Source organism: Acidithiobacillus caldus ATCC 51756, from assembly GCF_000175575.2.
Lineage (GTDB): Bacteria > Pseudomonadota > Gammaproteobacteria > Acidithiobacillales > Acidithiobacillaceae > Acidithiobacillus_A > Acidithiobacillus_A caldus.
On sequence record NZ_CP005987.1, the window covers coordinates 160,051 to 171,972 of the forward strand.

The window sequence follows — 11,922 nt, forward strand, 5'->3', positions numbered from 1 at the left end:
ATGCGTCCTGAACCACATGCTCCAAGATTTTTCGACGAATATCGCTCGTGCGTCTATTTATGAAAAAACCATATAGAGATACTTTTGAAATAAATTACATTAAAAACCAGAGCTACTGTCGTGTTGCTCATTATTCCATATCAGCGAGTCAAAATAAAACCAATCAAGATTATATAGCTTATGCTGACGGAGGAGCCAGCCTGCGACAAACCCGCGGCAATATTTGGGTGCTGGCCGATGGTATGAGTGGTGGAAAAGCTGGAAGAGTAGCAGCAGAGTTGTTCGTCCGTCAACTAATTGATGGGTACACTCACCTTTCCCCAACCATATCAATTGCGAGCGCCCTAGGACGAGCAGTTGATGCTGCGAACAGATCAATACATTGGTTATCACGCAACGATCCCAATCTTGCTGGAATGGCAACAGTCTTTTGTGCGATAGTAATGCGCGGATGGGAATTTTATGCGTGTTATGCGGGGGATGTTCACTGCTACCGATGGCGCAACAGAAATATTACTCTACTAACTGTTGATCATACTATTAAAGCTATGATTGGCAATATTGTATACCGAGCGGCGGGCATGAATGATGTCTTGAATACTGATTTTCACAAGTTAGATATAGAACAAGATGACATTATTATACTAATGTCTGACGGCTGCTATCGTTATCTTAAAGAACGAGAAATTAGAGAAATCATGATTTCAGCCAGTTCACTTGCAGATGCTGCAGAGAAAATGGCCAATTCCGCAATTGTTAACGGATCTCAGGACGATGTCACGATTGGCTTATTAGAGGTACTTTGGCTCCCATCAAAAACGATGAGCATTTTTGAGCACGAGTTTTTTTCAATACCGATAGGGAGACCGCCAAACATTGGCGCCAATATTGATGGTTATCATATCTTGGAGCACATATATGATGGGTATCAGAGCGTATTATTTCGGTCATTTGATGAAAAGAGCAATACTGAGAAGGTCTTAAAGTTTCCAAAGCGGCAATTAAATGATGATGATGCAATCCGGCGCACATTTGCCACTGAAGATTGGGTTTCATCGATTGTGTCTAGCCCGTGGTTGGTACGCACAGCACATGACGGACGCTGCCGCAGCCAAGTATATACTGTAATGTTATCATATAAAGGTCAAAATTTATCAATGATAATTAGATCGAAGACGCTGACCGTAAGGGAAGGACTAGAAATCATGAAGCAACTCGCAAAAGCTGTCTACGCTTTACATAAATTAAATATCATACATCGAGATATCAAGCCAGACAATGTCTTCATCACCGACCGTGGCGATGTGTTGCTGCTTTTTGCTCTCGTACCTGGCACAATAGACCAGAAATCAAATCTTATGCTAGGAACACTGGCATATATGGCACCAGAAATAATTGCCGGTGCGCCAGGAGATAGTCGTTCAGATGTGTATTCACTTGGTGTTACTTTCTATTATATGTTCTCTCGATGGAAGCCCCCGATCGACGCTGAAGGTTACAGATCGCTGCGCCGGTATCGTCCTGACATTCCAGACTGGCTTGATAGAGTTATAAAAAAAATGGTCTCAGCAAATCCTAGAGATCGATATTCGGATACACTTGAAGTTCTTTATGATATTGAAAGCCAAGTAGAAATGTTTGGTCTTGAAGGTGTTCAAAAAAAATCTAAGCTCATTATTAGAGAAGTAGTTTTGCTTAGAGTGGTTGTGTTGTTGCTTATTATTATAATTTTCGGCTCTTCGACATTTTGAGTGGGTAAGGCGGTATGATTGCCTAGTGGAGCGGTCAGCAAGCCGAGGGGATTTATGGACCAAGGGAATCAGCTGTTCACGCTGGCATTGGGCCTAGTTCCACCGTGGGCGGTGGACGCGGTTCGGTTTACGGTGGAGGAGAAGCGCCTGGACCTCTATGTGAACTTCTCAAGAGGTAGCCACTTCCCTTGTCCGGTCTGCGGTCAGGATTGTCCCGTCCATGACACGCAGGAGAAGGTCTGGCGCCACCTCGACTTCTTCCAGCATGCGGCCTACCTCCATGCTCGGGTGCCGCGGGTCCAGTGCCCGGAACACGGTGTGCATTTGGTGCCCGTCCCCTGGGCGCGGGAAGGCTCAGGATTCACACTGCTCTTCGAGGCTCTCGTCATGGCCATGGTCCGGGAGATGCCGGTGTTGACGGTTTCCCGATTGGTCCGGGAGACGGACCAGCGACTCTGGCGGGTGATCGACCATTATGTCTCCAAAGCCCGCGAGGCGGTGGACATGTCGGAGGTTCAGGCCATCGGTGTCGACGAAACCAACAGCCGGCGCGGCCACGACTACATCTCCCTGTTCGTGGACCTGGCGGCCAAGCGCTTACTCTTCGCCACCCCAGGCAAGGATGCTCAGACCTTTGAGAAGTTCTGCGAAGATCTGCAGGCCCATGGTGGTAACTCCGAGGCTATTGCGGAGGTGAGCATGGACCTCTCTCCAGCCTTCCAAAAAGGTGCCGCAGAACACCTACCCAACGCCCAGGTCACCTTCGATCGCTTTCACCTGATGAAGCTCATCAATGAGGCCGTGGACGTCGTGCGCAAGGGAGAGGTGTACTCCCAACCCGACCTAAAGAAGAGCCGCTGGCTTTGGCTCAAGAATCCAGGAAAGCTCTCGGCCAAGCAGAGCGCCAAGCTCCAGGAGCTCCTCAAGAACCAGAACCTCAAGACGGCCCAGGCCTACCAGTTCCGCCTGACCTTCCAAGAAATCTTCACGATCCAGAATCGCCACCAGGGCGCTGTGCTCCTCAAGGCCTGGATGGAAAACGCCAAGGCCAGCGGACTACCCCCTCTGGTCAAAGTCACCTACACCCTCATGAACCACTGGGATGGCATCCTCCGCTGGTTCGAGAGCCAGATCACCAACGGTATCTTGGAGGGCTTCAACAGCCTCCTGCAGTCTGCCAAGGCCAAGGCCCGTGGCTACCGCACCCACAAGAACTTCATCAATATGGCCTATCTCATCCTGGGTAAGCTCGATCTCCGGCTACCCACATGAAACGTCGAAGAACCTAATTTTCTCGATTGTTTCGTGATAAGTTATGCTCATAATTCGTTCGCAACGATAATAATCGTTTTATAATGCGTCTTTGTGTACAATATACTATAATGCGACAGAGATAAATAGTTTAACAAAATCGCCTGCGAATTTGTTGCCAGCCTCTCTCACAACTAATTTGGGATTGCGCGAGTCCGGCAGTGAATATCTGCGGTTTACAGCATTCCGATCCATGCTATCCTAAAAATAGAGCACGGATTGGAGTATGCTTTGATGGCTACCACAGGCAAGCATTGGCTAAATCAGAACCGGATTGCCCCGAGTATAGAACCGTCCATAAGTAGCGATATAGAAGCCATAAGCGCGCTGCGCGCTGCGCTTCGGACAGTAACCGACAAACTCGAGACACTATATCTGGATGGCCCGGAGAAAAAAGAGCGAACAAAAGATGATCGCGACAGGTATTCAGGCTGGATCGACGAAATGTACGGCAGCATCGCCAAAGCGCGCGCCATACTAAACGCTACCGAGGATTATGCGGGGGTGATCGAGCGGCGCCGCGCGGGCCGCCCAGCAGATCGATAACCAAGGAACATCGTCGGCCCTGCTTCCGTCTAACGTGCTGTTGGCCATCATCGCTAACGCATCCAGGTACTGCATCGCGGCGTAAAGGCCATCCGGATGCCAAGCGTCGTTCCGCGGCAGGCAGACAGGAGCACTCCATGCGTACAACGATACCGTTTCTCTTGATTGGCGCGCTGGCATTGGCCGGTTGCGCGAACAATCCCTATGCGAGCAATGCCACCACGGCGGATGCCAGCGGCGGGGCACTGTTGGGAGCCCTCGCTGGGGCTGTGATCGGCAACCAGACGGGTGCGCCATTGGCCGGCGCCGCTATCGGTGCCGGTATGGGCGGTTTGGCGGGCTACGCCGTTGGGCATGGGCAGGAAACCCAAAATGACGTTCCACCACCCGGCTACTACGCGCCACCACCCAATAATCCGGTCTGTCCGGCAGGATACACCTGTGTCCCAGATCAGCGTTGATCGCGAATAAAACAGCGGGACACTCACACCGGCCGCACCCCAGCCGGCGCGGCAATCACGTGCTCGTAGACCCGGAAGGTAATAGCCAGGTCCTCGTGGCCGAGCCAGGCCTTGACGATGGCGGGCGCGATGCCGGCGCGCAGCTGACGGGTCGCGAAGGTATGCCGTAAGACGTGGGGGCCGTAGGCCGGTTTCTCGATGCCGGCACCACGGATAGCCTCCGAAACGGTCGTGTAGGCCCAGGTCCGGGTGAGCGGCGCTCGGTGCTCACCCACTTCCTGCCGAAGCTCCTGCTAGGTCCGTCACACCACGCCTGGCCCATGCTGCGCCACACGCCCCTGAGCTTTTCGCTGCGGGCCTCGGCTGGGTCTGCCTGGTGGTCTTCCGGTTCCACCTTGCTTCGCCACAGCGGTACCCTGTTCTCACTGCTCGGGGGTGCCGAAGCTTCCCTGCTCAATGCCGGTATCGCTCTCCTGGTGCTTTATGCGCTGCTATAGCAGGGCGAACCGCTGCAGCACGCCATCGTCGAGCGGGTGCGCCGGTATTTTGGCGAGACGACCTGGGAGATCCTGTCGCGTGGGGTCCGGATTCTCCGCGGTACCTTCTTTAGTCTGGTCATTACCATAATGCGGCGTAAAGCCAATGCGTTTAGGTATGGGGATATGAACCGCATTATGGTAATGACGCACGAGCCAATACACAGCGCTGGGAAACCACAAAGCATCGACGGGAATCAGGGTATAGGCTCCGGCGTGCAAGGCAATGGCATCCAGCCAAAAGGGCAGTCCCACGCGGAGCCGAAACATACGCTTAACACACGCAATGCGTGTGTTATCCTGTATCTGCAGTTGAATGTTGAACCTTGAAATGGGAAAGGAGAGCATCATGGAAGTTACTACCGAAAACAAGAGGTATCGCGGATTCTGGTCTAGCCAAGCCTTCTATGGCCAGCGCTACAGAACATTAAAAGAATCCGACCTGCCTGGATTCTTTTGCGAAGAATATGGATACAAGCCGGAAGATCTTGCAGCTATCCAAAACCTGAAAGTCGGTGAAGTTTGGGAGTCCCAAGACTATGGCATGTATCACACGGTGAGGCGTCAGAAGTAGTCGCATGGCAGACCGTTATCCAATATCTGAAGAAATACGGGCTGTTAGATCAGAGCGCGGATTAACGCAACGTCAGGCTGCGCAAACCATCTTATCAGCCGAGCGGACATGGCAGGATTGGGAGCGCTGGGTGAGAAAGATGCACCCTGCGCTTTGATGGCTTTTTCTTCATGGTGGCGTAACAAATGAGCGGTCTGATGGTGCGCGCCTCGATCGTACATGCCTTACACCGGCCGCACCCCCGCCGGTGCGGCAAACACATGCTCATAGACCCGGAAGGTAATAGCCAGATCCTCGTGGCCGAGCCAGGCCTTGACGATGGCGGGCGCGATGCCCGCGCGCAGCTGACGGGTCGCGAAGGTATGCCGTAAGACGTGGGGGCCGTAGGCCGGTTTCTGGATGCCGGCACCGCGGATCACCTCCGAAACCGTGGTATAGGCCCAGGTCCGGGTGAACGGTGCTCCGACCGCCGTCGAAAAGAGCCAATCCCCGTTGCGCACGAAACGCTGCCGCCTCTCGAGGTAGCCCTCGAGCACGACCTGCAGGGTCGGGGATATGGGCACCTCGCGCTCCTTGTTTCCCTTGCCGATCACGCGCACGACGGGTGGATCCGCCTCGAGACGCACCTGGGCGAGAGAAAGGGATAACGCCTCCGACACCCGCAAACCCGTAAAGAGCAAGAGATGAAGAAAAACCCGCTTGCGATAGACGGAGAAGGGCAGCAGGTCGTCTAGCGGAATAGTCGCCAGAAATCGCGTTTCCTCCTCACTGTCCAAAACCGTCGGCAACCGCTTCGCCATGCGCGGACCAGACTTCCCCTTTTTCTTGCGGTACTGCACCGACCAGGAGCTGGTGGGATTATCGTCGGCAAGGCCACGATCCTGCAGAATCCCATATAAAGCACTCAATGCCTGCATGTAGGCCAACTGGCTGGATCGCGACAGACCCCGGTCATCGAGGAAACGCTGGAGATGGGCTGCCGTGACGTGATCCGGGTGGAGACTACGATTAGCGCACCAATGCAGGAACGTCCGCGCAACCGTGATATACTGCTTTTGCGTGTTTTCGGCGTGATCTGGGTATTCAACGAACTCCAGCATCGCGTCCGGGTTGAAGGGCAGAGCAGAGGATTTGGCGGTTTTGGGCATTTCTCGGACCTCAAAAATGCGGTTGGAGGGGGGTTCAGGGCCACCGGGGCGGATCGTAGGCTCCGGGTGGCCTCTGGTTACTGCCTCGATACCGCCTATCGTAACATAATTGGCTATTATGTATCGATAGCAGGCCATCGTGTGGGGTCCAAGGACCAGACGGCAGCCGCGAAGCGGCCAGGAACTGCAGAATTATTATGTTAGGATAACGATTATCACGGCGGAACATATCCATCATCGCGGAAAGACAGGAGACAGCGCATGAGCACCGAAGAAAACACCACGCAGGAAGAGCAGGTTGTACCGGAAGAGCCACACTTCGTCGAGCCGTCCAAGGTCGTCAGCTATGCAGCCAAAGGGGAGGAATACCTCGAGTTCCAGTGGATCAGCGATCGGCTGGTGTTCCCAGGGAAAATCGCTGCACGCCAGAGAGACCGGGAAATCGTCAAGCTGGCTCTTTTCTGTCTCAAAGCCAAAATGCAGGAAATACAGGAGAAGAACGGACGTCCGTTCGTGCCCAGCGAATCGCTGAAAATAGATGACTGACGATTTGGGCCGACATTCCGTAGCAGACGCGGAGTTCGGGGAAATGCGAGCATCCGTTTACACCGGGGAACGCTGGGATCCGTTCGGCGCCCGGCCGGTTGTCGGAATGGGACAGATCTGTGGCGCACTCCCAGCAGTACAAACAGAGCAAGGTACGCCATGGGAGTAACTCGCAACCCCAGCACGCCAAGTGGCGCCGTTACTCCGATTTGCAACGATTGCGGTATATGCCTGTGTTGGGATATATCAGAAGAGCAATACGATACCGAAAAAGACTTTTGGGATGCCTGGATCTGCCAGGATTGCCATGGCGGAGTACCGTTATCCCGAAAAGCGTACTACGCGCAACGGCAGAGGCGACCGGAGCGCCAACCCAGGCGTGCGCGATATGGAGAAGAAGATGGGTAAGCTAGAGATCCAGCACGAGATTCCATCGCAGTTCCAGGACACGATGACCCTGCTGCACACGCGCTGGCCCGAAGCATTCTCGGGGTTCAAGCCTTTGGAGATTGGTGTTCGCGAGAAAATCCTGCAGGAGCTCGGCACCGAGCACAAAGACGCCATCAACGCATTTTTGCGCTGGTACACCAGCAGCTTGCCGTATTGCGAGCAGGTCCTCGCGCGGGAACATCGAGTCCGCCTGGATGGTACGCCGGGGGATGTGCTTACCACAGCAGACAAGCGATTTGCCCACGCCCGACTGTACCGCAATGCACCGCCCAAGGGAGAAAAAAAGCGTAACCGCCGTTTGGTCGCGCCGGATCTGTCGCCAGATTTGCTGGCCAAACAGCAACGCCTGGGGGACCTCGCATCCCGGTGGTCGGCCGAGGCAAGGAAAGCCCAAGCCCATTTGCCCAAAAAGAGAAACAAAGTCGGCGATCTCGCCTTTGTGCATGCCGATAAGGCGTACCGGCCGGTACTGTTCTATCGCGTGGACCGCACCGCGAACGGCGATATGGTGCACTGGATAACCGCAGACGGTGCCTACGGCCGGGCGCTGGCCAAAGACCTGTATGCGGTGCCGCCGGAGAAAGGCCAATCCCCGGCCGCATCGGAACGAGAACCGCCGGCATCGCCGACCGAGGCCTCCGCACCCGAGCCGGAAAAGGAGTTGCCGACGCGAGGCGCCCAACGGTTTGGGAGCGTGCTGCGCCTCAAAAAGAAGGATCCGGAAACACCCACAACGAGGAAGACCTCCACAGCCGAACCCAGCGGCGACTCTGGGCAGACGGAAAAATGAGCGATTAACACCATGGCTACATTCGAACTGATCAAGCTCAAGCGCGCCCATCAGTCTCAGAAATTCACGCTGGAGGCCATTACGGATACCTTCGGCCTGAGTTAACCAGAAGAAGGAAGTGTTAGCATATTCTTGACCGTAACTCAAAACGGTACGATTAAAGAGTACGGATTGTCCATCTGTTCAGCAGACTACAACAAACGCTGGATAAAAAAATTCTTTGACGCATTTATTGCGTTGCCCGAGTGGAGAGAAAACTTTGCGAGCTCGGAGATTGATCCGAAACAAATTCACGAAACCGTAGACATTGAATTAAAAGAAGGAACCGTTGCGGTAGATAAAGAGATCGCGGCAGCTATCAAAAAACTCAACGATCAAGGTATAGAAACCGCATTCTCGTGTCAAGGCGGGAATGGTGGTCCGATAGCCTATATCGTTCTAAAAAAAGGTTCACGATTCCCAGAGGAACTCCTGTCGGCGTGGCGCGGGGCGGGTTGGCAAACCAACGGTTGGGACGTCCACGCCGACGGACTTTTCGGGCAGGAGGATATAAACGCACAACGGTTTGTGCAATCCCTGAAAGATTGGGTCAATGGGGAGTTGGATACCAGCGGACAGAAATACAGAGTCTTGGAACCCAGAATCAACTCGCTTCCGAAAATACCGCCATTTACTCCGCCAGTAGACGAAAATAACACTTTGGAAATTCAGATAAAAAGGATAATTAAGAAAGGGCGGAAAGCAAAGTTCTCGGACCTCACCCGGCTGAGATCGGGCAGGGACCGGTACAGCACGATGCCGCTGGAACAACTGGCCGAACTGGCAGGAGAAGCGGCAGCAAAAACGCTCAGGATCGCCTTTACCGATGACGGCGCGCTGGCCAGCGCGATGCGCTGGGTGCTTCGAGGTCTCCCGCCCCAGCTCGCGATAAAGAAAGTAAAGGCGGATCAGACGATCGCCGCCAACGCAAAGAAACAACGACGCTGAATGCCTAACACCGGGTTGGATGGACAGAAAAGCAAGGGGATCGCCATATACCTGAGCTCCGCACACCACGATTTGGCTTTTGTACATATGGCGATATACTGCAATGCACCTATTGGCGAGAGTGGCCATGCCGGACCCGACGGAAGACACACCAACGACGACGCTGTACCAGGAGCTGCAGCAGGCGTTCGAGCATTTTAACCAGGCGCTCTTCGTCCGCGAGCTGGGCAAGTCCCTGAATCCCTGCATTATCACCCTGCAGCGCAAGCGCCGGTCGCATGGCTTCTTTCACAGCCAGCGCTTCTGCCACCTGAGCAGTGGCGCCCAGGCCGACGAGATCAGCCTGAATCCCACGTACTTCGCGCTGCACACCATCGAAGAATCGCTCTCGGTGCTGGTGCACGAGATGGCGCACCAGTATCAGGCGCTTTACGGCAAGCCTGGTCGCCGCGGGTACCACAACAAGGAGTGGGGCGGCATCCTCAAGAAAATCGGCCTCTATCCATCGAGCACCGGGCAGCCCGGAGGACGCGAGGTGGGCGAACAGATGAGCCATTTCATCGTCCCCGATGGTCCCTTCGTGCGCGCCTGCAACGAACTCATCACCCGCGAATACCGCCTGTCGTGGATGGATCGCTTCCCGGAGCTCGATGACGACGAGTACGAGGACCCCAGCCTCTGGGAACCGATCCCGGCCGAAGACGCCCCGGAGCCCTCCAGACCAGAAGCGGATCCATTGACCAACGCAGCGGACCCGGAATCGGACGAACGCAAGTCCGCAGAGGAAACCATCCATCCGCCATTGCGGGTGGACCGCGCGATCATCCCCGCCCTGCAGCGACCGGACCGGTTTGTCCTGCCAAGCCAGCTGCCACCCAAGACGCCCAATACGCGCCGCAAGTACCGATGCCCGAGCTGCGGCAACCAGGTCTGGGGCAAACCCGGGATGCACCTCCTGTGTGGGGAATCCCGATGCAGGCAATCAGCAATGGAAGAAAAGGAAGCTTGAAACCTTTCCAAAAGGGATTTGGTGCTATACTGGATTTCGCCAATATGGAATTACCTCAAAAACGAAGGAGACCCTTATGCGGAAAACCGCCGTGCTCGCCGCACTCTGCACCTTGAGTCTCGGTGCATCCGGACTGGCCCTGGCCGCCACCAATCCCAACATCCTCGCTGCCAACAACGAAATCGGCCTGTCCGTTTCCGGCAATTTGCTCAATTACCAGGAGCACATCACTCCCGGCGATACGGAATCCGGCTGGACGCCGGGATTTGGCGTGAAATACAGCCTGATGCAGAACCTCGCCGGCATCCACAACGCCTACGTCGCCGTGCGTTTCGGCTGGAGCCGCGGCAACGTCGCCTATCACGGCTTCACCCAGCGGCCCACGGCCAATGGCGTGGTCTACAGCCCCTATCGGGGGACCGATAACGCCACCATGTACCGGGTTATCGCCCGCGTTGGCATGGGGCTCAACATCCGCCCAGGCGCCATGGTCACGCCCTTTGTCTTCGGAGGTTACCAGCACTGGAACCGCCATCTGCTGGGGCCGGAGGGCTACACCGAGGACTATCACGCGGGCGTGGTGGGCCTTGGAGCCATGGTCCAGGATGCCGTCACCCGCAAGCTCGTGCTCACGCTCACGCCCGAGTTCGGTGCCGTGGTGGGCGGGGGCCTGCACACGAACCTGTTCCATGGGCACATCACGCCGGCCTCTTTTGGGACCACGGGCGAAGAGAAGATTTCGCTCTCCGCCGACTACGCCCTGTCGGGCGCCTATGGCTACGGCGCGGGCATGGGCTGGCACCTGTACGGTGGCCTGAGCTACACCCACTACAACTACACCGGTGGGCCAATCTCGCTAGCGTACCGTGGCCAGACGGTCCCCTTTGGGGATGAGCCGTTCAGTTCCACCAACCTGTTCCAGGTACAGGCCGGTGTCGCTTATTCGTTCTGAACCGCAGGGCGGGGCGACCCGCCCGCAAACCGCACTATCGGCCCTCGAGCGCGTCCTGATCGGTGCTTCCCGCGTCGAGCAGGCATTGCGCAGCATCGGCGGCAAGGGCCGAGGTCTTCACGAGCTTTGCAGCAGCCTGGGGCGGATCCTGCCGCCCGGCCTGTCCAACACCATTCATCAGATTGCGCGCGTCCGCAACCGAGCCGCCCACGAAGCCGACCGGTTCCGGATAGGAAAGGGCGAGTTGCGGCAGTACGAACACCATTGTCGCTGGGTACTGCGGGAGCTGGGGCGTATCGAGCGTTGGCGGGGGCCCAGAAAGCCGCGCGGGCCGTGGTACCACACCCAGTGGCGGCAGCATCGACTGGGCCGGGCCACCGTTTTCCTGCATATCCTTCTGGTACTCGCCGTGTTTACCGTTCCCCTGGGGGCAGCCATCCTGCTCATTCAGCACGGCGCCTGGATCGATGCCGTGGCCAGCGCCGCGGTCGCCGCACTCAGCGCCGGGATCCTGGCGTACCGCCGCATAGTAAGCCTGCCCATACTCGGATTGGTGCTTATGGGGCCGCTGGCGGCTTTGCTGGCCATCCCGAGCCCGGGGAACGCTCCGGCGGCCTATCTCGCTTTGCTGCTGGGCTCCTGGCTCTTAGCGGCTACGAGCGCATAGCAACCATTTGACTGGGGCAACACACCGTTGTACTGTCTAGGCTTCACCGCCCCTATCGCACGATAGAAAACGCTCCTTGGCAAGAGCTGCACAATAGCCGTCGGGAAACCACGGCACCGAACCACGCTTGCCGTCCTGGCAGCGTACGACGATCCCATTCTGCAAAACGCAGATACGAAACCCAGGAGACCACC

14 protein-coding genes are annotated in these 11,922 nt (G+C 56.0%); 12 read left to right on the plus strand and 2 right to left on the minus strand.

What is annotated here, in order from left to right; genetic code table 11:
* Positions 1-59 precede the first annotated feature (59 nt).
* The 4 genes from ACAty_RS15650 to ACAty_RS14500 all read left to right on the plus strand — a co-directional run bounded on the left by ACAty_RS15650 (position 60) and on the right by ACAty_RS14500 (position 4,069).
* Positions 60-1,751: a bifunctional protein-serine/threonine kinase/phosphatase gene (locus ACAty_RS15650; protein ID WP_153801868.1), complete on the plus strand. Its 1,692-nt coding sequence runs from the start codon at positions 60-62 to the stop codon at positions 1,749-1,751.
* Positions 1,752-1,805: 54 nt separating this feature from the next.
* A complete protein-coding gene (locus tag ACAty_RS14490; RefSeq protein ID WP_014002536.1) occupies positions 1,806-3,023 on the plus strand; it encodes an ISL3-like element ISAtc2 family transposase in 1,218 nt (405 codons plus the stop codon).
* Positions 3,024-3,296: 273 nt separating this feature from the next.
* A complete protein-coding gene (locus ACAty_RS14495) occupies positions 3,297-3,608 on the plus strand; it encodes a hypothetical protein (RefSeq protein WP_040131415.1) in 312 nt (103 codons plus the stop codon).
* 137 nt (positions 3,609-3,745) lie between these two features.
* Positions 3,746-4,069: a glycine zipper domain-containing protein gene (locus ACAty_RS14500; RefSeq protein ID WP_004872513.1), complete on the plus strand. Its 324-nt coding sequence runs from the start codon at positions 3,746-3,748 to the stop codon at positions 4,067-4,069.
* A 23-nt stretch (positions 4,070-4,092) separates the two neighbouring features.
* Here ACAty_RS14500 and ACAty_RS14505 read toward each other — a convergent pair whose 3' ends face one another.
* Positions 4,093-4,344 carry a tyrosine-type recombinase/integrase gene (locus ACAty_RS14505; protein ID WP_004872515.1) on the minus strand — a complete coding sequence of 84 codons (252 nt, stop codon included), beginning with the start codon at positions 4,342-4,344 and terminating at the stop codon, positions 4,093-4,095.
* Between ACAty_RS14505 and ACAty_RS16030 the strand changes: the two genes are divergently transcribed.
* Together ACAty_RS16030 and ACAty_RS14515 are read left to right on the plus strand one after the other, a co-directional pair.
* Entirely contained in the window at positions 4,333-4,566 is a 234-nt protein-coding gene (locus ACAty_RS16030) for a hypothetical protein (protein WP_153801869.1), read from the plus strand. The genes ACAty_RS14505 and ACAty_RS16030 overlap by 12 nt on opposite strands.
* Before the next feature lie 388 nt (positions 4,567-4,954).
* Entirely contained in the window at positions 4,955-5,179 is a 225-nt protein-coding gene (locus ACAty_RS14515; RefSeq protein WP_040131419.1) for a hypothetical protein, read from the plus strand.
* 224 nt (positions 5,180-5,403) lie between these two features.
* Here ACAty_RS14515 and ACAty_RS14520 read toward each other — a convergent pair whose 3' ends face one another.
* A complete protein-coding gene (locus tag ACAty_RS14520; protein WP_004872520.1) occupies positions 5,404-6,327 on the minus strand; it encodes a tyrosine-type recombinase/integrase in 924 nt (307 codons plus the stop codon).
* 261 nt (positions 6,328-6,588) lie between these two features.
* Between ACAty_RS14520 and ACAty_RS14525 the strand changes: the two genes are divergently transcribed.
* The 6 genes from ACAty_RS14525 (at position 6,589) to ACAty_RS14550 (ending at position 11,728) form a co-directional block, all read left to right on the plus strand.
* Entirely contained in the window at positions 6,589-6,873 is a 285-nt protein-coding gene (locus ACAty_RS14525; protein WP_004872523.1) for a hypothetical protein, read from the plus strand.
* 307 nt (positions 6,874-7,180) lie between these two features.
* Positions 7,181-8,113, plus strand: a complete 933-nt coding sequence (locus tag ACAty_RS14530) for a ProQ/FINO family protein (protein WP_004872525.1) — start codon at positions 7,181-7,183, stop codon at positions 8,111-8,113.
* Between the two features lie 132 nt (positions 8,114-8,245).
* Positions 8,246-9,100: a hypothetical protein gene (locus ACAty_RS14535; protein WP_040131421.1), complete on the plus strand. Its 855-nt coding sequence runs from the start codon at positions 8,246-8,248 to the stop codon at positions 9,098-9,100.
* Positions 9,101-9,227: 127 nt separating this feature from the next.
* A complete protein-coding gene (locus tag ACAty_RS14540) occupies positions 9,228-10,109 on the plus strand; it encodes a SprT-like domain-containing protein (RefSeq protein ID WP_040131423.1) in 882 nt (293 codons plus the stop codon).
* A 76-nt stretch (positions 10,110-10,185) separates the two neighbouring features.
* Positions 10,186-11,061: a hypothetical protein gene (locus ACAty_RS14545; protein WP_040131425.1), complete on the plus strand. Its 876-nt coding sequence runs from the start codon at positions 10,186-10,188 to the stop codon at positions 11,059-11,061.
* Positions 11,042-11,728 carry a hypothetical protein gene (locus tag ACAty_RS14550; protein WP_014003775.1) on the plus strand — a complete coding sequence of 229 codons (687 nt, stop codon included), beginning with the start codon at positions 11,042-11,044 and terminating at the stop codon, positions 11,726-11,728. The genes ACAty_RS14545 and ACAty_RS14550 overlap by 20 nt, the downstream gene beginning before the upstream one ends.
* The last annotated feature ends 194 nt before the right edge of the window (positions 11,729-11,922 follow it).